The organism is Halorubellus amylolyticus (assembly GCF_034808145.1).
Classification (GTDB): Archaea; Halobacteriota; Halobacteria; order Halobacteriales; family Natrialbaceae; genus Halorubellus.
In genome coordinates this window covers 250,347-270,065 of sequence record NZ_JAXHGM010000002.1, presented here as the reverse complement: position 1 = coordinate 270,065, position 19,719 = coordinate 250,347, and the positions used below count along the sequence as shown (strand labels likewise).

Annotated in this window: 23 protein-coding genes and 1 tRNA gene; 9 read left to right on the top strand and 15 right to left on the bottom strand. The window is 69.8% G+C overall.

What is annotated here, in order from left to right; all coding sequences use genetic code 11:
- Positions 1-218: 218 nt before the first annotated feature.
- Entirely contained in the window at positions 219-455 is a 237-nt protein-coding gene (locus SM754_RS07065) for a hypothetical protein (protein WP_323675523.1), read from the top strand.
- Positions 456-493: 38 nt separating this feature from the next.
- On the opposite strand, the gene SM754_RS07060 is transcribed toward SM754_RS07065, so the two are convergent.
- Genes SM754_RS07060 through trpD form a run of 4 tightly spaced genes read right to left on the bottom strand, consistent with a single transcriptional unit; the run spans position 494 to position 4,591 of the window.
- Entirely contained in the window at positions 494-1,168 is a 675-nt protein-coding gene (locus SM754_RS07060) for a glutamine amidotransferase-related protein (RefSeq protein ID WP_323675522.1), read from the bottom strand.
- A complete protein-coding gene (gene trpE, locus SM754_RS07055) occupies positions 1,165-2,880 on the bottom strand; it encodes an anthranilate synthase component I (RefSeq protein WP_501993761.1) in 1,716 nt (571 codons plus the stop codon). The genes SM754_RS07060 and trpE overlap by 4 nt, the downstream gene beginning before the upstream one ends.
- Positions 2,877-3,557, bottom strand: coding sequence for a phosphoribosylanthranilate isomerase (locus tag SM754_RS07050; RefSeq protein ID WP_323675521.1), 681 nt, complete (start codon positions 3,555-3,557; stop codon positions 2,877-2,879). Before SM754_RS07050 ends, trpE begins: the two co-directional genes overlap by 4 nt.
- 2 nt (positions 3,558-3,559) lie before the next feature.
- Positions 3,560-4,591, bottom strand: a complete 1,032-nt coding sequence (trpD, locus tag SM754_RS07045; RefSeq protein WP_323675520.1) for an anthranilate phosphoribosyltransferase — start codon at positions 4,589-4,591, stop codon at positions 3,560-3,562.
- A gap of 241 nt (positions 4,592-4,832) precedes the next feature.
- Here trpD and SM754_RS07040 point away from each other — a divergent pair, with 241 nt between their 5' ends.
- Entirely contained in the window at positions 4,833-5,552 is a 720-nt protein-coding gene (locus tag SM754_RS07040) for a PKD domain-containing protein (RefSeq protein ID WP_323675519.1), read from the top strand.
- Between the two features lie 86 nt (positions 5,553-5,638).
- Positions 5,639-5,712: transfer RNA gene (locus tag SM754_RS07035), tRNA-Val, on the top strand.
- A 333-nt stretch (positions 5,713-6,045) separates the two neighbouring features.
- Here SM754_RS07035 and SM754_RS07030 read toward each other — a convergent pair.
- Positions 6,046-7,308 (bottom strand): carboxylate--amine ligase, encoded by a 1,263-nt coding sequence (locus SM754_RS07030; RefSeq protein ID WP_323675518.1) that lies wholly within the window; start codon positions 7,306-7,308, stop codon positions 6,046-6,048.
- Positions 7,309-7,421: 113 nt separating this feature from the next.
- On the opposite strand from SM754_RS07030, the gene SM754_RS07025 reads away from it, so the two are divergent.
- Genes SM754_RS07025 through SM754_RS07010 form a run of 4 tightly spaced genes read left to right on the top strand, consistent with a single transcriptional unit; the run spans position 7,422 to position 10,443 of the window.
- A complete protein-coding gene (locus SM754_RS07025) occupies positions 7,422-7,835 on the top strand; it encodes a hypothetical protein (RefSeq protein WP_323675517.1) in 414 nt (137 codons plus the stop codon).
- A 6-nt stretch (positions 7,836-7,841) separates the two neighbouring features.
- The gene (locus tag SM754_RS07020; protein ID WP_323675516.1) at positions 7,842-8,549 is read left to right on the top strand and encodes a DUF7546 family protein; all 708 of its coding nucleotides are present in this window, start codon (positions 7,842-7,844) and stop codon (positions 8,547-8,549) included.
- The gene (locus SM754_RS07015; RefSeq protein WP_323675515.1) at positions 8,546-10,009 is read left to right on the top strand and encodes a hypothetical protein; all 1,464 of its coding nucleotides are present in this window, start codon (positions 8,546-8,548) and stop codon (positions 10,007-10,009) included. The genes SM754_RS07020 and SM754_RS07015 overlap by 4 nt, the downstream gene beginning before the upstream one ends.
- Complete coding sequence (locus SM754_RS07010) at positions 10,006-10,443, top strand: DUF7410 domain-containing protein (RefSeq protein ID WP_323675514.1); 438 nt, start codon at positions 10,006-10,008, stop codon at positions 10,441-10,443. The genes SM754_RS07015 and SM754_RS07010 overlap by 4 nt, the downstream gene beginning before the upstream one ends.
- Before the next feature lie 23 nt (positions 10,444-10,466).
- Here SM754_RS07010 and SM754_RS07005 read toward each other — a convergent pair whose 3' ends face one another.
- The 6 genes from SM754_RS07005 to coxB all read right to left on the bottom strand — a co-directional run bounded on the left by SM754_RS07005 (position 10,467) and on the right by coxB (position 15,198).
- On the bottom strand, positions 10,467-10,661 hold the full coding sequence (locus SM754_RS07005) for a hypothetical protein (RefSeq protein WP_323675513.1): 195 nt from the start codon (positions 10,659-10,661) through the stop codon (positions 10,467-10,469).
- Positions 10,662-10,749: 88 nt separating this feature from the next.
- A complete protein-coding gene (locus tag SM754_RS07000; protein WP_323675512.1) occupies positions 10,750-10,965 on the bottom strand; it encodes a hypothetical protein in 216 nt (71 codons plus the stop codon).
- Positions 10,962-11,294: a hypothetical protein gene (locus SM754_RS06995; RefSeq protein ID WP_323675511.1), complete on the bottom strand. Its 333-nt coding sequence runs from the start codon at positions 11,292-11,294 to the stop codon at positions 10,962-10,964. The genes SM754_RS07000 and SM754_RS06995 overlap by 4 nt, the downstream gene beginning before the upstream one ends.
- On the bottom strand, positions 11,291-11,554 hold the full coding sequence (locus SM754_RS06990) for a cytochrome C oxidase subunit IV family protein (RefSeq protein WP_323675510.1): 264 nt from the start codon (positions 11,552-11,554) through the stop codon (positions 11,291-11,293). The genes SM754_RS06995 and SM754_RS06990 overlap by 4 nt, the downstream gene beginning before the upstream one ends.
- A 4-nt stretch (positions 11,555-11,558) precedes the next feature.
- A complete protein-coding gene (locus tag SM754_RS06985; RefSeq protein WP_501993766.1) occupies positions 11,559-14,189 on the bottom strand; it encodes a cbb3-type cytochrome c oxidase subunit I in 2,631 nt (876 codons plus the stop codon).
- A gap of 88 nt (positions 14,190-14,277) precedes the next feature.
- A complete protein-coding gene (gene coxB, locus SM754_RS06980; protein WP_323675509.1) occupies positions 14,278-15,198 on the bottom strand; it encodes a cytochrome c oxidase subunit II in 921 nt (306 codons plus the stop codon).
- Between the two features lie 212 nt (positions 15,199-15,410).
- On the opposite strand from coxB, the gene SM754_RS06975 reads away from it, so the two are divergent.
- Positions 15,411-15,812: a hypothetical protein gene (locus SM754_RS06975; RefSeq protein ID WP_323675508.1), complete on the top strand. Its 402-nt coding sequence runs from the start codon at positions 15,411-15,413 to the stop codon at positions 15,810-15,812.
- A gap of 69 nt (positions 15,813-15,881) precedes the next feature.
- Here SM754_RS06975 and SM754_RS06970 read toward each other — a convergent pair whose 3' ends face one another.
- Entirely contained in the window at positions 15,882-16,079 is a 198-nt protein-coding gene (locus SM754_RS06970) for a hypothetical protein (RefSeq protein ID WP_323675507.1), read from the bottom strand.
- A 115-nt stretch (positions 16,080-16,194) separates the two neighbouring features.
- Entirely contained in the window at positions 16,195-16,737 is a 543-nt protein-coding gene (locus tag SM754_RS06965; protein ID WP_323675506.1) for an adenine phosphoribosyltransferase, read from the bottom strand.
- A 186-nt stretch (positions 16,738-16,923) separates the two neighbouring features.
- On the opposite strand from SM754_RS06965, the gene SM754_RS06960 reads away from it, so the two are divergent.
- A complete protein-coding gene (locus SM754_RS06960) occupies positions 16,924-18,081 on the top strand; it encodes a CBS domain-containing protein (protein ID WP_323675505.1) in 1,158 nt (385 codons plus the stop codon).
- A 183-nt stretch (positions 18,082-18,264) separates the two neighbouring features.
- Here the strand turns inward: SM754_RS06960 and SM754_RS06955 are convergent, their stop codons facing one another.
- Both SM754_RS06955 and SM754_RS06950 read right to left on the bottom strand, forming a co-directional pair.
- Positions 18,265-18,891, bottom strand: coding sequence for an NADPH-dependent F420 reductase (locus SM754_RS06955; protein WP_323675504.1), 627 nt, complete (start codon positions 18,889-18,891; stop codon positions 18,265-18,267).
- 67 nt (positions 18,892-18,958) lie between these two features.
- Positions 18,959-19,567 carry an undecaprenyl diphosphate synthase family protein gene (locus SM754_RS06950; RefSeq protein ID WP_323675503.1) on the bottom strand — a complete coding sequence of 203 codons (609 nt, stop codon included), beginning with the start codon at positions 19,565-19,567 and terminating at the stop codon, positions 18,959-18,961.
- Between the last annotated feature and the right edge of the window lie 152 nt (positions 19,568-19,719).

Here is a 19,719-nt window from a genome sequence, read left to right as displayed (position 1 = left end):
TCGACCCCGAACCGGCGCCAGCTTCGACCACGAACCGACACCACCGTCGACCGCGGGCGGGTACCGGTGACGATGTCAGCGCGCTTCGACGCGGACGTCGTCGAAGGACGTCGCCGTGTCCTCGCGGACGCTGAACCCGACGGTGCCGGAGCCCAGCGACCGCTCGACCACACGACCTTGCCCACAAACTTATGCCCGCCGTGGGTCTGGAATCGGATATGTTCCCACTCCAGGTGGCCTTCGGGTTCGACGCGCTGGCGCTCGCGGTCATCGCGCTCGTCGCGCTCGTGGTCGTCGTGTTGCTCGTCCGCGTCGCGGTCGCCATCGCCATCCGCGTCGGCATCGTCGCCGCGATCGTCCTCGGGCTCCTCTACGCGCTCGACGTCACGCTCGGTATCGACCCGCTCGGCCTTCCCGGAACCGCGTTCGTCGACGTCGCGTCGCTCCTGGCGTAGGGACCCGCGAGAACGGACGGCGACCAGAGTCGACGCCGTCAGTCGACGAGCGAGAGGAAGTTCTCGACGACGTCGTGGCCCTTCCCGGTGAGGACGCTCTCCGGGTGGAACTGCACGCACGAGAGGGGGTGTTCGCGATGCCGGACGCCCATGACGAGCGCGTCGTCGTCCTCGCGGGCCGCGCTCGCTCGAACGCCGCCGTCGGTCGCGACGTCCACGCCACTCGGGCCCTCGTCGCTGTGGTCGGTCGTCGCGGACACCGCGAAGCACTCCGGGACCTCGCTCGCGACGAGCGAGTGATACCGGCCCGCGGAGAACCCCTGCTCGATGCCCGCGAACACGCCGCGGCCGTCGTGCGCGATCGGCCACGCCTTCCCGTGCACGGGCTCCGGCGCACGACCGACCGTCCCGCCGTACTCGTACACCGCCGCTTCCAGCCCGAGACACACCCCGAGCGTCGGGACGTCCGGGCTGACGTCGCGGAAGACGTCCGTCGTCACGCCGACGTCGCGCTCGTTCTTCGGATGCCCCGGGCCGGGCGAGACGACGATTGCGTCCGGGTCGAACGCGCGGACGTCGTCGACGGTCGCGGTGTTCCGCACCACGTCGACCACCACCTCGTCGGCGGGACGCGTCGCGAGCAGCGACGACTCGACGTACTCGACGAGGTTGTACGTGAACGAGTCGAAGTTGTCCACGAACAGGACCCTCATCGTGACACCTCGGGCTTGGGGGCGTCCCGGTCCGGGTCCACCTCGATGCGTTCGAGCGCGTCGAGGACGCCGCGCATCTTCTGTTCGGTCTCGTCGTACTCGCTCGCCGGGTCGCTGTCCGCGACGACGCCCGCGCCGGCGCGGACGGTGACGCGGTCGTACTCGCCCTCGTCCTCGACGGTCGCGGTCCGGATGACGATGGCGACGTCCGCGTCGCCCGTCCACGAGTAGTACCCGACGCCGCCACCGTAGACGCCACGGGGGTCGTCCTCCAGGGCGTCCACGACCTCCATCGCGCGGATCTTCGGCGCACCCGAGAGCGTCCCGGCCGGGAAGCTCGCGCGCGTCGCGTCGAACGCGTCCGAATCCGGCGCGAGTTCGCCCGTCACGGTCGACTCGATGTGCTGGACGTGACTGTACTTGAGGACGTTCATGAACTCGTCGACGCGGACGCTCCCCGACTCGGAGACGCGCCGGACGTCGTTCCGCGCGAGGTCGACGAGCATCGTGTGCTCGGCGCGCTCCTTCGCGTCCGCGAGCAGTTCCCCTGCAAGCGCGCGGTCCTCGACGGGGCTGTCGCCGCGCTCGATGGTGCCCGCGATCGGGTTCGCGACGACCTCGTCGCCGCGCACGCTCACGAGCGTCTCCGGGCTCGCGCCGACGACGTCCAGGTCGTCGTGCCCGAGCAGGTACATGTACGGCGACGGGTTCACCTCGCGCAGGGACTCGTAGAGCCCGAGCGCGTCCACCTGCCCGTCGAGCTCGCGCGTCCGGGAGAGGACGGCCTGGTAGACGTCGCCGTCGAGCACGTGCTCCTTGGCCGTCGCCACCGATTCCTCGTAGGCCTCTCGGCTGCCCGCGCGTTCGCGCTCGCGGACGAACCCGCTCGTCTCGAGGGCGTCCGCGCTCGCGAGGCACTCGCTCACGCGCTCGGCCTCTCCTTCGAGGACGTCGTAGACGACGCCGGGGTCCTCGTCGGTCGAGAGCACGGGCGTGAACACGAGTTCGAGGGACTCGGCGACGTCGTCGAACACGAGCGTCTTCGTCGACAGCACGAACTGCGCGTCCGGGAACCGCGATTCCGGGCGTTGGACGCCGACCTCGTCGAGGAACGCGTCGTACACCGCGTCGTACCCGAGGAAGCCGACGAGCCCGCCCTGGAGGTGCTGTCGGTCCCCGGTCGGGAACCCCGCCGTCTCGGCGTCCGGCATCGCCGCCCGCAGCCGGTCGAAGACGTCGACGTCGCCCGCTGCCGACGCCGAACTCGCGCCGTCGGTCGTCGCGGCCGCGACGCCGTCGGGGTCGACGAGGGGCTCGTACCGGTCGCTCCCGAGGACGTCCACGTCGACGTCGCTCCCGTCGACGGTGACGACCGCGGCCGGGTCGTACCCGACGAACGAGTACCGCGCGTGCCGGCTCGCGCCGTCCTCGTGGTCGTCCGCGCCCGCGGGCCGGAACGCGCCCGCGGGGTCGCTCGACGGGACCTTCTCCGCGCTCTCCAGCAGGAACGCGTAGTCGTCGTCGGACCCGGGCGGTTCCGCGGTCCGGCCCGTCAGCGCGGCGTACGCGCCGAGCGGCGTGACGTCCACGTCCAGTTCGACGCTCGCACGCACCACCGCGGGGCCGCCGTCGCGGAGCGCGTGCTCGGCGAGCGTCTCGAACGACTCGCGGTCCGGCGCCAGCGAGGCGCTCCCGGTGGACTCGTCAGTCACGCCGACGCCACCTCCTCGTCGCGGTCCTCCGCGCGCGCAGCGCGCGTCGCCGCGTCGACCGCGTCGACGAACTCGCGCACGCGGTCGTAATCCTTCACGCCGCCCGACTCCTCGACGCCGCTCGCGACGTCGACCGCGAACGGGCCGACGACGTCGATGGCGTTCGCGACGTTCGCCGGCGTCAACCCGCCCGCGAGGATGACGGGCGCGTCGAGGTCGCCGACCGCGTCGCGCGTCCGCTCCCAGTCGTGGGTCTCGCCGGTCCCGCCGCCGCCGTCGGCGTCCGCGGAGTCGACGAGGAGCGCGTCCGCGACGTCCTCGTACCGTCGCGCGGACTCGACGTCGTCCGCGTCGACGGCCTTCAGGACGCGCGATTCGACGCGCGACCGGAGGTACGCGACGTCGCCCGGCGACAGGTCGCCGTGGCACTGGACGACGTCCGGGTCGACGCGCGCGACGAGGTCGACCGCGCGCTGTGGCGTGGTCGGCATCGTCACCAGGACCGTCGTCGCGAACGGCGGGACGCGCGCGACGAGGTCCGCGGCGCGCTCGACGCCGACCTCGCGGGGCGTGTCGACGGGGACGTCGACGACGAACCCGAGGGCGTCCGCGCCCGCGTCGACCGCCGCGTCCACGTCCGGTTCGCGCGTCAGGCCACAGACCTTCGTTCGCGTCATCGCTAGTCCGCGCCCGCTTCGGCCGTCGCGGCCGTCGACGCCTCGCCCCGGAGGTCGGCGAGTTTCGACGCGGCCGCGCCGGACTCGATGGCCTCCCGCGCCGCCGCGACGCCGTCGGTGAGCGACTCGGCTTCGCCGGCGACGTAGATCGCGGCGCCCGCGTTCGCCAGGATGATGTCGCGCTTCGCCCCGTCGACGGTGCCTTCGAGGATGCCCGTCATGTCCGCGGCGTTCTCCGTCGGCGTCCCGCCGGCGACGGCGTCGACGGGGGCGCGCTCCAGGCCGAGGTCGCTCGGTTCGAGGGTGTACTCCTCGACGCTGTCGCCGGTGACCTCGGCGACGACGGTCTCGTCGTGGATGGCTATCTCGTCCATGCCGCTGCCGTGGACGACGAGCGCGCGCTCGACGTCCATCCGGGCGAGTGCGCGAGCGAGGACGGGGACGAGGTCGGGGTCGTAGACGCCGACGACCTGCGCGTTCGCGCCCGCTGGATTGGTCAGGGGGCCGAGGGCGTTGAAGATGGTGCGCATTCCGAGTTCCTTCCGCGGGCCGATGACGGCCTTCATCGCGGGGTGGAAGACGGTCGCGAGCATGAACCCGACGCCGTCGGCCTCGATCTGGGATTCGACAGCGGGCGGTTCCGCGTCGACGTCGACGCCGGCCTCTTCGAGGACGTCCGCGCTCCCCGACGAGGAGGAGACGGAGTAGTTCCCGTGTTTGGCGACGGGGACGCCGGCGCCGGCGGCGACCATCGCGCTCGTCGTGGAGACGTTGATGGTGTCGTAGTCGTCGCCGCCGGTGCCGCACGTGTCGACGAGCGGCGCGCGGTCGGGGTCGATGGTTCGGGCGGCGTCGCGCATGCCCTCGGCGAACCCGGCGATCTCGGCCTCGGTCTCGCCTTTCGCGCGCAGGCCCGAGAGCAGCGCGCCGATCTGTGCCTCGGTGGCGTCCTCGAACACCGCGGTGGCGGCGTCGCGGGCCTGGTCCTGTGTGAGGTCGGTGCCGTCGGTCACGCGCTCGATGTAGTCCTGCATAGTGAATCACTAATGAACGGGTTCGTCTTACGATGTACAAATTCGTACATCAACTTAAGCGTACCGACGGTGGGTGCACCAAATCCTGCTAGCACACCACACGAGACGGCCGTCCGCGGGAGATGAGGAGAGACGAGGTGAGCGGAGATGGTCGGACGCAGGAATCGGGACGGTCGGACGCGGGAGCCGGAACGGCCGGACGCGAGGGTTCAAGTCAGAGGGGGCGGCCAGCGTCGGCGTCATGCTCGAACGCACGCTGACCCGACGGAGCGTCCTCGAACACGCCGGTACCGCGGCCGCCGGTGCGACCGGTCTCGGCGTCGCCGACCGCGCGGGCGACGGCGCCTCGCGGGAGCGCGACCCGATGGACCGAGGCGACGACTGCAGTGGCGGCCGCGTCGAGCCGGACGTGGCGGTCGTGGGCGCGCGACGCCGAGACGACGACCTCGTCGTGCGCGCCGGCGATGCCATCACGTTCGACGCCTCGGGGACGGAGTCCGCCGAACCGGTGGCGTCCTACGTCTGGACGGTCGGCGACGAGTCCGTCGACGGGGAGCGCGTGCATCACGCGTTCGAGCGCGGCGGCGGCGTCGCGACGGTCGAACTCGCGGTGACGGACGAGGCGGGACGCACCGCGTCGGCGAGCGTCGACCTGCACGTCCTCGGTCGCGACCGGTACGACGAGTCGCCGACGCCGGTGCACGACGCGTCGCCGGCGCGGACGTACGACGACGGGTACGTCGTCCGCGCCGGGGAACCGGTGACGTTCGACGCGCGCGACTCGTGGGACCCGGACGGGGACGTCGTGGCGTACGAGTGGCGGTTCCGGCGCGAGAGCCGTTCCGGTGCGGTCGTGGAGCACGCGTTCCGGCGGCGCGGGAACTTCCGGGTGACGCTGTCGGTGACCGACGACGCGGGTGCGACGGAATCGGTCGAGGTACCCGTGCACGTGACCCGATAGCGACGATTCACCACACGGCGACCGATTCGAAACCCTTTTTTAACGTCCCGGGCAACGAACGAGTGCAGGGAAGACCGACGCCACCTGGGTTGGTGGTCTAGTTGGTTATGACACCTCCTTGACATGGAGGAGGCCGGCGGTTCAAATCCGCCCCAACCCACTTCTCGCAGAACAACACGACGAGCGACAGCGAGGAGCGCGTTCTTCGAGAAGTGTTGACGGCGTGTTTTGAGCCCTAGCAGTCGCGCGCAGCGAACGCGGTGAGCGAGCACGTCTGCTTCAGGTTCAAATCCGCCCCAACCCACTTCTGCTTCCGCTGACCGACGAGCGATAGCGAGTGCGTCCGTCTCAGTTCGGTTCGGATTCGTCCCAGGGCACTTCTCGTAGAGCGACACGAGGAGCGGTGGTGTCGTCGGTCTCGTTCTCAGTTGGTTGTTCTATTCTCGTCGGGGGTGGTGTGTGGTGGCTGGTGGGGTTGTTCGGTTGTGGTCGGTCAGCGTGGGTCGGGTGCGTTCGGTGGCTGTGGGTCGGGCGCTGGTTCGGGGTCGGGTGGCGTGGTGGGTGACTGCGAGGGGGTGGTGTACGAGCGGACGGCGTTGGCGATGGTCGCGAGGAACGGGACTGGGTCGCGGGCGTCGAGGACGTCGAACCGTCGGTCGCGGAGGGTGGAGGTGACGACGTTCCGCGTGGCGGCGAGGAGTGACGGGTGGTCGCAGACTGGGTGGTCGTCGGCGGCGACGCTCAGGAGGTAGGAGAGCTCGCCGGCGAGGGCGTGCGAGCGGATGCCGGGCGTCGGGTCGGGGACGGGTCCGACGGGGGTGTCGGTCGCGAGCTGCCAGTAGTACGTCGGGAAGTCGAAGCCGGCGTGGATCTCGAGTTGGACGGTCGCCCAGAACCGCGGGTTGATCTCGAGGAGTTCGTACTCGCCGGTGTCGGGGTTCCGGATGACGTCGATGTCGGCGGGGCCGTGGTAGTCGAGTTCGGTGAGGAGGTCTCGGCCGAACGTCTCGAGTTCGGGGATGTCGACGGTCTCGTGGTAGACACTTGGGCCGTGGTAGTACTTGACGCCGCGGACGATGCGTTTCTGGGTCTCGACGACGGGTTCGCCGTCGTCGTAGAGCACGCCGAGGGAGTACTCGGTGCCGTCGACGAACCGCTGGACGTGCGGGGTGTGGCCGAACGCCGCGCGGAGCCGGTCGACGTCCGGGCGTTCGTCTGCGGGGACGAAGATCGCGCCCTCCTGGTCGACGAGTTCCGCGGGGAGGTCGTCGGTCGTGTACTCGCTGGAGAGGAGCGCGAACCGGGATTTGACGACGCAGTCGTCGGTCCACGCGTCGACGTCGTCGAGCGACCGCGTGTCCGGGACGGCGACGCCCGCGTCGCGGGCGACCGCGAACAGGCGGTCGCGGTCGTGGATGGTTCGCAGCGTCTCGAACGACGGCCACGGCGTCGCGATGTGTTCGGCGAACGCGTCGCGGTACTTCGCGAGGACGTAGATGTCGGGCTCGGACAGCGGGACGATGGTCTCGACGTCGGCGCGCGCCGCGAGCGCGAGCAGCGCGTCCTTGTACGCGGTGACGTTCGTCATCGGGTCGTCGACGACCACGCGCTCGTCGCAGTGCCGCGACCGGAACGCGGGCGCGGACGGGTCGCTGGCGGCACCGATCGTCCTGATACCTTGTCGAGCGAACGACCGATGGCACGCGATGGTGCTCGCCGGCGACCCAGTGGGGACGACGACGGTACTCCGGGGCATGTGGTCGTCCGAGGACGCGCTCGTACTTTGGTATCGAGCGCCTACCGTGGGGTCGCAGTGGGTCGGTGAGGGAAACACATTTGGGGCAGAACCGCGATGTGGTATGTGATATCATGGCAGATGGTGCGTTCGTCGCGAGCACGCTCGTGATGGTGGCGTTGCTGGCGGCGGTGTTCGTGCTCGTGACGCGAGCGCGGGCGGTTCGGGCGTACAGTCACACGCTCGGCGTGAAGGCGCGCGGGGTCACGGTCGGCGCGAACTCGCAGCGCGGCGTGCGCGTGGACCCGAAGCTGACGCTCGCAGCGCTCGTGATCGTCGGGTTCGTCGCGGCGGCCGCCGTCGTCGGGCCGGACCCGATGGTGTTCGTCGCCGCGGTCGGCGCGCTCGTGCTCGCGTACCTCGCGTGGGGCGTGTACTACCTCGGGCGCTCGCACGGCCTCGGGAACGCGCACGCGATCGGGCTGAGTGCGTGGTTCATGTCGATGGTCGCGGTGCTCGCCATCGCCGTGAAGCTCCTGGTCGGCTGACGGCGGATGACGGACACCGGGGTCTCGCGCTCGATGGCCGCCGTCCGACGACGAGCGACGCGTCCGGCGGCGGTCGCGCTCGCCGCGGTCGTGCTCGCGGAGGTCGCGCTGCTCGCGGGCTACCTCGGCCTGACGGGCGCGAGCGCGACGAGCGTCCGGTACCTCCTGTATCCGTTCGTGTGGATAGACCTCGGCCTCTCGGCGGTGTTCGCGGTGGACGTGCCCGGGACGTCGAGCGCGCTCGCGCGCCGCGCGGCGCTCGCGGTCGCGAGCGCGTACCTCGCGACCCTCGCGTTCGCGGGCGGGCTCGTCGACGTCACCGTCCTCGCGGACGGGCACGGTCACGCGCACGGCGCGGGCGTCGACCTCGCGGTGTTCACCGCGCTCCCGCCCGGCTGGGGGCCGACGGTCGTCCTCGACGCGCCGTCGGCGACGCTGACGCTCGTCCCGTACAAGGTCGTCGGGTACGTCGCGCTCGCGTACCTGACGTACGCCGCGGTCGTCGACACCGCCGCCTCGGCCGCGAGCGGCGCCATCGGCCTGCTGTCGTGTGCGAGTTGCTCGTGGCCGGTGTTCGCGTCGCTGCTCGCGGCCGCGCTCGGCGGTGAGGCGGTCGCGAACGCGCTGTACGCGCACTCGATGGACCTGTCGACGGTCGCGTTCGTCGCGGCGGTCGCACTCCTCGCGTGGCGACCGGGGGCGGGGGAAGCGTGAGCCGGCAGTTCCTCCTCGCGGCCGTCGCCGCAGCGGTCGGCGTCGTCGTGGAGTCGGCGCTCGCCGCGCCCGGCGTCGCGCCGCTACACGTCGGCGCGCTGAACGACGCCGTGACCGTCGGGACGGTGCCGTCGTGGCTGACGGTCGCGACCGGCGGCGTGCTCGTCGGCGGGTCGTTCCTGGCGACGAGCCTCCTCACCGACCACGAGGGGGTCCGCGCGGTCAACGCCTGGGGGGCGCTCGTGCCGACGACCGCGGCCCTGCGCCGCGGCGTCGTCCGCGGGACGCGAGCGGTCGGCGTCCTCGCGCTCGCGCTCGTCCTGCGCGCGGCGGCGGTCGGGGCGACGGAGCCGACGGCGAACCTCGCCATCGTCGTCGTCTGGATCGGGTGGTGGGCGGGGTTCGCGATGACGACGTACCTCCTCGGGAACGCGTGGCCCATCCTGAACCCCTGGCGGACGATTGCCACCGCGCTCCCCGGCGCCGGCGGCCGCGAACTGCCGGCGGACCACGGCGCGTGGCCCGCCGTCGTCGGCCTGCTCGCGCTCGTGTACGTCGAGGTCGTCAGTCCACTCGCCGCGAATCCGCGGCTGCTCGGCGTCGTCGTCGCCGCCTACTCCGCGCTCACGCTCGCCGGCGCGTACCGGTACGGGCCCGAGGCGTGGTTCGAGCGCGTCGACCCGGTGTCGCGCGTGTTCGCCGTGTACGGCCGGCTCGCACCGCTCCAGCGCGACGCGGACGGCGTCCGCCTCCGACTCCCCGGGAGCGCGCTCGTCGCCGGCGCACGCGAACGACTCCGTGGAGAGTCGAACGCGACCGCCTTGCACGGGCGAGAGTCGGGCGCGACCGAGCTACTGGGTGGAGAGTCGGGGATGACGACGTTCGTGATAGCGCTCCTGTGGACGACGACGTTCGACGGGCTCGTGACGACGCCGGCGTGGAACGACCTGGCGCCCGTCGTCGTCGAGGCGGGCGTCCCGCCGCTCGCGGTGTACCTCGTCGCGCTCGCCGCGGGGTTCGCGGCGTTCCGCTGGGTGTATCGGCTCGCCGCGGCGCGCTCGCGCGCCATCGTCGACAGCCGGCTGTCGCCGGCGGCCATCGAGGCGTGGTTCGCGCCCGCGCTCGTCCCCATCGCCGCCGGCTATCACATCGCGCACTTCCTCGGGTACTTCCTGTCGCTGTCGCCGGCGCTCGAGAGCGTCCTCCGGCACCCGCTCGGAGGTGGCGGAATCCCGCAGGTCGCGGTCCTCCCGGGGTGGTTCGGGACGGTCGAACTCGGGTTCGTCGTCGTCGGTCACCTGCTCGCGGTCTGGGTCGCGCACGCGCTCGCACTCGAGGTGTTCCCCGGACTGCTCCGCCCCATCCGGAGCCAGTACCCGTTCGTCGTCGTGATGGTCGTGTACACCATGACGAGCGCGTGGGTCATCGGTCAACCGTTCATGAACCCCGTCTACCTATGAGCGAGAACGAACCGGCGACGACCGGGGCGGAGCGCGCCGCGAGCAACGGCCGCGACGGTGTCGACGACCCCGTCAGCGTCGACAACCCTGCCAGCGTCGACGAGCCAGCCAGCGCCGACGCGCGGTCGGACGCGTCGACGAGTCCCGCGGGCGGTCAGCCGCTGGAGACGCTGGTGCGGGACGGCGAGTCCGTCGCGGGTACGTGCCCGTACTGCGACCGGCCGTTCGCGACGCGGGCGGCGCTCGACCTCCACGTCGGCGACGTCCACGCCGACGCGTGCTCGGCGAGCGAGCGCGAGGCGTACGCCGACGCGCTCGCGGCCGAGGAGGACGAGCTGTTCTACTTCCACCTGCGCGTGGTCGCGGGACTCGCCGCGCTCTACACCGTCCTAGTGCTCGTCTACATGGTCGCGCTCGGGAGCGGGTTCCTGTAGGGACAGGTGGCGGGGCGAGGCGGTCAGCCCTCGTCGTGTGCGGGCGGGTCGTGCCGGCTGATGAGGAACGTTATCGCGCCGACGGAGGCGAGCGCGAGGCCGCCGCCGGCCGGGAGGAGGAAGTCGACCCCGTGGAAGTACTCGGCTGCGAGGAGCCCAACCATCCCGAGGGCGACGCCGACGACGGCGGCGAGGTACGCGAAGCCTTCGAATGCCATCTGTGGCGGGTCGTTCGCACGCGACCCGCGTAAAACTATGGGGCATGTTTGCATGCACCATGGTGGGTTCGGGGTGGGCGGGTGCCCGCTACTCGAAGCGCTCTCTGGGTACGTCAGTCGACCCGACGCTCGCCGCGAGGAACATGAACCCGAACATGACGACGGCCGTCACCGCGAACGCCGCGACGACGAGGGGGTCCGCGAGCGTTCGCGGCCCGACCTTCGCGGTCGCGAACGCGATGCCCGCGGCGGGCGCGAGCGAGAACAACGCCGCCCACGCGAGGCGCTCCCGTCGGGACGTCACCGCGACTCACCCCGCTTCGAGTTCTCGGACTGAACTCGGGTCGCGCACGTCCCGCAGAACGCGTAGCCGTCGTCGACGACCCCGCCGCACGCCCGGCACGCGACCGCACCGTCGGCGACGGCGCTCGCTCCCGCCCCGACCGCGCCGTCGGCGTCGTTCGACGCGGGTCGAGCGTCCACGGTCCCGTACGTCACGTAGCCCTTCGACGCGTCCGGCCGCTCCGCGTCCTGGTCGAGCCCGACGTGTCGGGACAAGTACGCGACCAGCGGGACCTGCGCGAGCACCACGACCGCGACCACGCCGAGGACGACCGGGTTCGCGCCCATCATGGCGTGATGGAGTACGTCGCCGCGACGGTCAACGCGAGCACCGCGAGCAACCCGATACCCATCAGGTACGTCAACGACCGCGGCTCCCAGCGCAGGTGCTGGTAGTACGCCGCGACGACGACGGCCTTCACGAACGACAGCGCGAGGATGACCGCCAGCGCCGTCTCGTACGCGATGCCCGCCTGCTCGACGAGCACCTGCACCGTCGCGGACGCGAACAGTACCACGTATATCGCCGTGTACAGTCTGAGTCTGGTCATTGGTCTAGAGGATGTAGAACAGCGGGAACAGGAACAGCCAGACGATGTCGACGAAGTGCCAGTAGAGCCCGAAGTGCTCCACGGGCCCGGCGTCGTCGAGGTACGCGCCGTTCCACGACCGGAGTATCATGTACGTCGTGATGACGAGCCCGACGATGACGTGGGCCGCGTGCAGGCCGGTCGTCACGAAGAACGTCGACTCGCGGATGCCGGAGTCGATCCAGATGCCCTTGTCCGTGAACAGGTGCTCCCACTCGATGGCCTTGTTCCCGAGGAACCCGAGGCCGAGGACGACCGTCGCGACGAGGCTCGCGACCACGCCCCCGCGAGACTTGCGCTCGGCCGCTTCGAGCGCGAGGATGACCGTGAAGCTGCTCGTCAACAGCAGGTACGTGTTGATGAGTCCCGGCACGACGTTGTCCGGGATGGGCTCCCACGCGATCCACCCGGACGCGAACCGCAGGAACACGTACGCGCCGATGAACGCACCGAACAGGACGACGTCGCTCACGAGGAATATCCACATCCCCGTCTTCGTGTTCGAGACCCGCTCGAACGGCCAGCTCTCGCCGTACGGCCCGCTCGGGCCGACGAAGTGCTCGCGGGTCATCCCGACGAGCGCGCCGAAGGTGACGAGGGCGCCGACGCCCGCCGACGCCTGGTGGAGCGTCCCCATCGCGCCCTCCGGCCAGGTCGCGTTCGTGAACCCGGAGAGCCCGAGGAGCAGGAACAGCGACCCGACGCCGACGAGGAACGGCCAGATGCTCGCGTGACTCGCGTAGTGGTCCTCGCCGGCCTGGACCTCCGCGGCGGTGTGCGTGCTCGCCGCGAGCGCATCGGACCCGTCGAGGGTCGCGGGCGCGCCGCCGTCGGTCGCGGCACCCGAGCCGCCGTCCGCGGCCGCAGGCGCGTCGTCGTCGACGGTCTCGAGCGCGCTCGAGGACCCGCCGAGGAACTCGAGCTTGCCGCTCGCGTACGACGGGAGCCCGGGGAAGTTCTCGAGTGGCGGCGGCGACGACACCGCCCACTCGGCGGTCGTCACGTAGTTCCAGGGGTCCTCGTCGGCGACCTCGCCGCGGTACGCGCTCGTGACGAGGTTGTATATCATCACGAGGAAGGAGGCGCCGAGGACGACCGCACCGACGGTCGCCATCTGGTGCCAGACGGTCATCCCGGGGTCGTAGTCGAACACGCGCCGCGGGGTCTCCCACGCGACGAACATCGGGAAGTACAGCAGGTTGAACCCGACGAAGTACAGCGCGAAGTGGACCTTCCCGAGGAACTCGTCGTACATCCGGCCGACCATCTTCGGGTACCAGTAGTAGAGGCCGCCGATGAGCGCGGTGACGCCACCGACCATGACGTAGTGGAAGTGCGCGACCACCCAGTACGTCCCGCGGAACTCGTAGTCGAGGACGACGGCACCGAGGAAGACGCCGGTGATGCCGCCGAGGATGAACAGCAGGAGGCCGCCGAAGCTGAACAGGAACGGCGTCTTGAACCGTATCTTGCCCTTCACCATCGTGTAGATGAGCGAGAACACCATCAGGTCGAAGGGCAGCGATATCCCGATGGTGGTCGCCATGAACAGCGTCTTGATCTCGAGGTTGATGCTCGTGAGGAACATGTGGTGCATCCAGACGATGAAGCTCTGGAGCGCCACCAGAACCATCGCGGCGATGAACCACTTGCGGCCGACGATGCGGCGCCCGGTGAACGTCTGGAAGACCTCCGCCATCACGCCGAGCGCCGGGAAGAAGACGATGTAGACCTCGGGATGGCCGAAGAACCAGAAGAGGTGCGTCCAGAGGAGCGCGCCGTTCGCGCCGTTGACCGCGAAGTACGTGGTGCCGAGCAGACGGTCCGCGGAGAGCAGAAGGAGTGCGGCGAGGAGTGCGGCGAACGCGAACAGCATCATCCAGACGGTCAGGAGGATCGTCCACGAGAACAGCGGCAGGCGTCGCAGGGTGAGTCCTTCGGCGCGCATGCGATGCATCGTCGTGAGGAAGTTCACCGAGGACACCGTCACGGACGCGACGAACAGCATGAGCGCGAGGACGGCGGCGCTCCCGCCGACGCTCGGCGTGAACGCGGGCAGGTTCAGGGGCGCGTACATCGTCCATCCGCCCGCGAACGTCCCGCCCTGGAAGAACGAGGCGAACAGGAGGATCCCCGAGGAGAGGTACAGCCAGTAACTGAGCGCGTTCAGTCGGGGGAACGCGAGGTCCTTCGCCCCCATCTGGAGGGGGACGACGTAGTTCGCGAACCCGAACGCGAACGGCGACAGGAACCAGAACACCATCACGAGGCCGTGCACGCTGACGGCCTGGTTGTACGCCATCGCGGACAGCGGGCCGGCGCCGGGGGCGCGGGGCACCCAGAGCTGGGCGCGCATGAGGAGCGCGAGCACGCCGCCGAGCATGAGGAAGGAGAGGCTCGTCGCGATGTACAGCAGGCCGACGTCCTTGTGGTTGGTCGTAACGAACCAGCGCTTCAGCGAGCTCGTCGGCGGCATCGCGTGCTCGTCGTGCGCGTGCCCGTCGGCCGCGTCGAGCGCACCGCCGTCCGCGCGAGCGCGGTCTCCCTGCCGGTCCGCCGACGGCGCGTCGTCGCCGCTCGGTGCATCGTCACTCAGTGCGTCGTCGTCGCCGGTCGATGAACCGTCACTCGGTGCGTCGTTGTCGCTGGTCGATGCATCGTCACTCGGTGCGTCGTCGGTCATATCAGATCACCTCCGGGTGGTGTCGGGTGGCAACGGATGCGTGTCGTGCGGGTGCCACCGTCGATGCCGGCGGTGACGGGAGCACTCTGGTCGACGGCGCGCTCGCGCCCGGCGCGGTCAGGACCGGCGAGGACGCGGCCGAGGTGGGGGTAGCGAGCGCGCTCGCGGTGTCGTTCGCGGTGGCGTTCTCGTCCATCGACGCCGCGGTGTCGTTCGCACCCTCGTTCCCCGTGCCCTGATACCACGACTGGAACCCTGATTGGGAGAGCACCTGGACGGTCGCGGTCATGTGCGAGTGCCCGGCGCCGCAGAGCTCGTAGCAGTTCGCCTGGTACGTCCCCGTGTCCTCGGCGACGAACCACGTGTCGGTCTCCTGGCCGGGGATGGCGTCGCTCTTCGCGCGTAACTCGGGGATGCCGAAGTTGTGGAAGACGTCGTCCGATGTCACCACCAACCGGACCCTGCGGTCCTCGGGGACGCGGAGGGTGTCGTTGACCGACTGGCCGTTCGGGTACACGAACTCCCAGAAGAACGAGTGGCCGACGACGCGGACCGTCAGCGGTTCCTCGTCGTCCTGGACGGGTTCCGGGTTCTCAACGTACAGGAGCGTGAGGTACGTCCAGGAGATGAGGGAGACGACGACGATCGCGGACAGCGAGAACGAGAGGAAGAGCTTCCGACCGCCACCACCGCCGCTCGGGAGTTCGCCGAGTTCGGGGCGGTCGGCGTCGTCGCCGTGGTCGGCGGCGGCGCGGTACTTCCAGGCCTTCCAGAGCATGTACGCGATGACGATCACGCCGACGGCGGTCCCCAGGACGAGGAAGACCTCGTAGATCCGCCTGAAGACGACCGCCCGCGACCCCTCCGGCACGAGCTGCGCGGGGCCGACCAGCCCCACGAGCAGAGTGGCGAGTGTTACCATGGCTCGTGTTCTCGTATGTATTCACCGGGAGACCACTTAGAAATTCGGTACGAACGGATACCGGCAGCCGCCGGAACGACACCCCCAGGCGCCGGTTCTCCCGCTCTGTCGACCACGATAGACGACGCCGGTCCTCCCCGAGGAACCGGCGTTCTCTCGGTCAGCAAACGCCCCCCGGGGTTTTGGGCGGACGAGCGACGACCGTCAGCCGTATGCCAGGACGAATCGACTCCACCGACCAGTCGACGACTCCCGACCCCACCGACACCCCTCCCGAACAGTCGACCGCTCCCGGGGACGGAGCACGACGGATTGCCGCCGACGGTCGTGGCGAGGACGACCCCGAGGCCCCCGACCTCACGCGGTTCGAGCGCGTGTTCCTCGGCCGGCCGGTCGCTCGCGACCTCGTGCTGTTCGGGTTCCTCGCGGGGTTCTACGGCGGCGCCATGTGGCTGGTGACGCCCGTCCCCGCGACGTGGGGCGTCGGGATGGGGGTCGCGTTCGCCGTCGGATGGCTGGCGCTGATGGAGTGCTACGCGTGGCGGCGGGGGACGTCGATGATGCGTTCGGTCGGGAGCGACCCGTACGCCGACCTGCTCGACGGTCCGGATTGAGGGCGCGGCCGAGTCCGACGCGACCGGCGGTCACTGACAGTGAGGGCCCAGTGGCCGGCCCCTCGTGGGTCAGAGCCGGGAGAGGAACGCGGCGCCGAGCAGCGCGAACAGCGCACTCGCGACACCGACCACGAGGAGTCCGGCCGCCGCCCTCGCCGTGAAGAACCCGACGGCGTGGCCGACGACCGCCACGAACGCCACCGTCGACCCGCTCACGCTCGCGCGTCGCTGGACGCGCCAGCCGGACGAACGACTCCCACGACCCATAACAGTCCTAACCAAAGCCACCTGTAAAAAATGATAGGTCAGGCAGGGCAGGTGGTGGTGACGGACGGCGGGAATCGACGGCGACGAACAGCGGAAATCGACGGCGACGACCGGGTCAGGCGTCGTCGAGGATCTCGACGCCGTCGCCCGTCACCGAGACCTCCAGGAGGCTCTCGACGTCGACGTCGACGAGGTCGTCGCGGGACTCGACGCGGCGAAGGACGCACGCCACGTCGAGGAGGTTCGCGCCGACGTCGTCGATCGCTTCGACGACCGCCGCGATGCTCTGGCCGGTGTTCACGAGGTCGTCGACGACGACCACGTCGTCGCCCGCGGTCACGTCGTTCAGGTAGTACTCGCCGTCGGGGTGCTCGAAGGGGACCTCGTCGTCGAACCCGTACTCGCGGTTGCGGATGACGACGAGCGGGACGTCCGTCGTCAGCGAGAGCGCGGTCGCGACGTGCACGCCCATCGTCACGGGCGTCACGATGACGTCGGCGTCCTCGAAGTCGACGAGTCTGAGCAGGCCGTTGACGACCTCACGCATCAGTTTCGGGTCGAGCGTCGGGATGCCGTTACTGATAGGGTGGACGAGGTACCGGTAGCCGTCGCGTTCCACGACCGGCGCGTCGTGAACGGACTGGCGGAGTCGGTTCATGCGACCAGAACGCGCGAGAACCGGCTAAAGCGCGTCGATTTCTCCGAGCGAGGACGCCCGGTCCGTGCCGGCCGGCGACACGTCGCCGTCGGCGGGCGACTGCGCGCCGGTACGCGTTTCGGTCGGTCTCGGGGAATCGTTCTTGGCGGTATCTTAAATAGCGATGCCGGCGAAGTCGAAGGTGGAATGAATATTTCTGATATTGCGACCGAAGACTACGTCGAAGTCGACGTCGGCACGCGCCTAGGGAAGGTCCGTTCTCGCTTCACCGAGGACAACCTCAAAGGCATCATCGTGACCCGCGACGGCTCCTACGAAGGCGTGCTCAGCGAGCGCGAGCTCCTCCAGAGTCACGTCGAGGACGATGCGAAGGTCGCCGCACTCGTCAAGCCCTCGCGGTCGGCGCCCGCGCCGAAGGTCCACCGACACGAGGACGTCCGCGAGACCGCGCGCGTCCTCGTCGAAGGCGGCGTGAAGGTCGCGCCCGTCTTCGAGGGCGAGACCCTCTGGGGAATCGTCACCGTCGACGGCATCCTCGACGCGGTCCTTCACAACCTCGATGCGCTCACTGTCGGCGACATCTACACCGACGACGCCGTCGTCATCGAGGAGTCGGGCACGCTCGGCCAAGCGATCAACCGGCTCCGTGAGAACGGTATCAGTCGACTCCCCGTCGTGGACGACGGCGGGCAGCTGTCGGGTGTCGTCACGACGCACGACCTCACCGACGTCGTCGTTCGGAGCGACGAGAAGATGACGACCGGCAGTCGCGCCGGCGACTCCAGTCGGATGCTCGACATCCCCGTCTACGACATCATGTCCAGTCCCGTCCAGACGACGACGACCCCCGAGAGCGTCGAGGACGCGGTCGCGACGATGCTCGAGAACGACCTCGGCGGCCTCGTCGTCACGCCCGACGGCGACGACACGGTCGTGAAGGGCGTCGTCACGAAGACGGACGTCCTCCGCGCGCTCACGTTCACCGAGGAGGACCACCTGGACGTGCAGGTGTCGAACATCTCGCTGCTCGACACGCTCACCCGGGACGACATCCGCGACGCCATCACGAAGGTCGTCGACAAGTACCAAGCGATGGACGTCCTGCACGTCCACGTCCGCTTCCAGGAGCACAAGGAGAAGCTCCGCGGAACGCCGCTCATCTACTCGCAGATCCGCATCCGCACGGACAACGGCGGTGTCGCCGGGTCCGGCGAGGGCTACGGCGCCGAGAACGCGTTCCGCGTCGCGCTCGACAAGCTCGAACGGAACGTCCTCGAGATGAAGGAGTACCGCGCTGACGAGGAGTACGAGGGCCAACTGAAGCGCAAGCTCAACGAGCTCTGAGCGGCTGCGCGTTCAGGAACGCCTTCTTCCGTACGTCGACAGCGGCGTCGACGTCGATACCGAATCTCGACGCCGGTCTCGGGCGTCTCCGGTTCGGAGCAGTCGGTCCGGTCGCTGCGAGGCCGGTCGAGTCGCTAGAACGCCGGTCGGGTCGCCGGGAGGTCGGTCGAGTCGCCGGCCGGGTCAGAACGTGAGGTGTTCGAGGAGCGATTCGGCTTCCGTGAGCGTCATCGGTTCGTCGTAGATGCGAGCGCCGGGTTCCATGAGGTGGCCGTTCGTGAGGCGACCCATGTCGACGGGCGCGAACCCGGCGTCCTCTACGAGGTCGGCGACGGTCGCCTTCGCGAGCGCGTCGTCGCCGGCGAGGAACACGACGAGGCGGTCCGAGAGGTCCTCGTCGGGTCGGGATTCCTCGCGGAGCGTGTCGTGATGCATCGTGTTGAACGCCTTCATGACGCGCGAGTCCTCGAGGTGGTCGGCGATCACCTCGGTGTGCGTGCGGCCGTCGAAGTCCATCTCGCCGTCCCGGTCGGGATAGTAGTTCGACGCGCTGATGACGGTCTTCCCCGCGAGTTCGTCCACGGGAAGCGTCTCGTACTCGCCGAAGGGGATCGCTTCGAGGACGACGCGGCCGAACGCCGCGGCGTCCTCGACGGTCGCCGCGTGGACGTTCGGCCCGAGTTCGGCCGCGTCGTCCTCGAGGGACTCCGGCCCGCGCGAGTTACTGATCGCGACCTCGTGTCCGGCGTCCGCGAAGTGTCCCGCGACGGTTCGACCGACCTTCCCCGCGCCGATGATTCCGATCTTCATACGGTCCATTACGAGGAGGGGGAACGTTAAGCGCACGTTCTCGGCGAGCGAACGCCGTCGCTCCGACTCACTCGCCGAACCGACGGTTCCGGTCCTGGTACTCGCGGATGGCGCGGAGGTAGTCGCGCTCGCGGAAGTCCCGCCAGTTCACGTCCGTGAAGTAGAGCTCGCTGTAGACGCTCTGCCAGATCATGAAGTCGCTGAGGCGTTCCGCGCCGGTCTTGATGACGAGGTCGGGGTCGTTCGGGAACACGAGCCGGTCCTCGATCGCGGCCTCGTCGACGTCGTCCGGGTCGAGGTCGCCGGCGTCGACGGCGGTCGCGAGGTCGCGGATGGCGGCGGTGAACTCGCCACGGCCGCCGAGTCCGATACCGACCGTGATGGGGGCGTCCGCGCGTTCGACGTCGTCCGGCTGGCGGACCGCCAGCTCGCGAGGTGCGTCCAGGTCCTCGAGTTCGCGTGCGAGCGTCGGCGCTGCTGCGCGGTCGAGGACGCTCACGTACACCGTGACGTCGCTCGCGCCGTACTCGAACGCCCACGCGAAGAAGTCACTGAGGGTGTCGTACGCGCCCTGTTCGAGGAGGTCGCGTTCGGTGATGACGAGCGCGACGTGCTCCGGGACGGCGGCGTCGACGGTCCGCACGCGTAACGCGAGGTAGCGGTCGTACAGGCCCACGCGTCGAGGATAGCTCGTCGGTGCCGGTAAAACGCTCTGGTTCGCGGTCGCCGGCCGCGCCTCGGTCGCTGAACAGGTCTCGTTCACCGGGCGGGTCTCGGTCGTCAACCTCGCCGCTGTCGCTGCGAGCGAGGAAGTGAAAGGGAAGAGGG

What these genes read in the sequence shown, in the direction of transcription:
- SM754_RS06995 (WP_323675511.1), bottom strand. Translation starts at nt 11,294, where the DNA reads ATGATGGGCGCGAACCCGGTCGTCCTCGGCGTGGTCGCGGTCGTGGTG.
- SM754_RS07060 (WP_323675522.1), bottom strand. Translation starts at nt 1,168, where the DNA reads ATGAGGGTCCTGTTCGTGGACAACTTCGACTCGTTCACGTACAACCTC.
- SM754_RS07010 (WP_323675514.1), top strand. Translation starts at nt 10,006, where the DNA reads ATGAGCGAGAACGAACCGGCGACGACCGGGGCGGAGCGCGCCGCGAGC.
- SM754_RS06960 (WP_323675505.1), top strand. Translation starts at nt 16,924, where the DNA reads ATGAATATTTCTGATATTGCGACCGAAGACTACGTCGAAGTCGACGTC.
- SM754_RS07020 (WP_323675516.1), top strand. Translation starts at nt 7,842, where the DNA reads ATGACGGACACCGGGGTCTCGCGCTCGATGGCCGCCGTCCGACGACGA.
- SM754_RS07030 (WP_323675518.1), bottom strand. Translation starts at nt 7,308, where the DNA reads ATGCCCCGGAGTACCGTCGTCGTCCCCACTGGGTCGCCGGCGAGCACC.
- SM754_RS07050 (WP_323675521.1), bottom strand. Translation starts at nt 3,557, where the DNA reads ATGACGCGAACGAAGGTCTGTGGCCTGACGCGCGAACCGGACGTGGAC.
- SM754_RS07065 (WP_323675523.1), top strand. Translation starts at nt 219, where the DNA reads ATGTTCCCACTCCAGGTGGCCTTCGGGTTCGACGCGCTGGCGCTCGCG.
- SM754_RS06965 (WP_323675506.1), bottom strand. Translation starts at nt 16,737, where the DNA reads ATGAACCGACTCCGCCAGTCCGTTCACGACGCGCCGGTCGTGGAACGC.
- coxB (WP_323675509.1), bottom strand. Translation starts at nt 15,198, where the DNA reads ATGGTAACACTCGCCACTCTGCTCGTGGGGCTGGTCGGCCCCGCGCAG.
- SM754_RS07040 (WP_323675519.1), top strand. Translation starts at nt 4,833, where the DNA reads ATGCTCGAACGCACGCTGACCCGACGGAGCGTCCTCGAACACGCCGGT.
- SM754_RS07005 (WP_323675513.1), bottom strand. Translation starts at nt 10,661, where the DNA reads ATGGCATTCGAAGGCTTCGCGTACCTCGCCGCCGTCGTCGGCGTCGCC.
- SM754_RS06990 (WP_323675510.1), bottom strand. Translation starts at nt 11,554, where the DNA reads ATGACCAGACTCAGACTGTACACGGCGATATACGTGGTACTGTTCGCG.
- SM754_RS06955 (WP_323675504.1), bottom strand. Translation starts at nt 18,891, where the DNA reads ATGAAGATCGGAATCATCGGCGCGGGGAAGGTCGGTCGAACCGTCGCG.
- trpD (WP_323675520.1), bottom strand. Translation starts at nt 4,591, where the DNA reads ATGCAGGACTACATCGAGCGCGTGACCGACGGCACCGACCTCACACAG.
- SM754_RS06970 (WP_323675507.1), bottom strand. Translation starts at nt 16,079, where the DNA reads ATGGGTCGTGGGAGTCGTTCGTCCGGCTGGCGCGTCCAGCGACGCGCG.
- SM754_RS07025 (WP_323675517.1), top strand. Translation starts at nt 7,422, where the DNA reads ATGGCAGATGGTGCGTTCGTCGCGAGCACGCTCGTGATGGTGGCGTTG.
- SM754_RS06975 (WP_323675508.1), top strand. Translation starts at nt 15,411, where the DNA reads ATGCCAGGACGAATCGACTCCACCGACCAGTCGACGACTCCCGACCCC.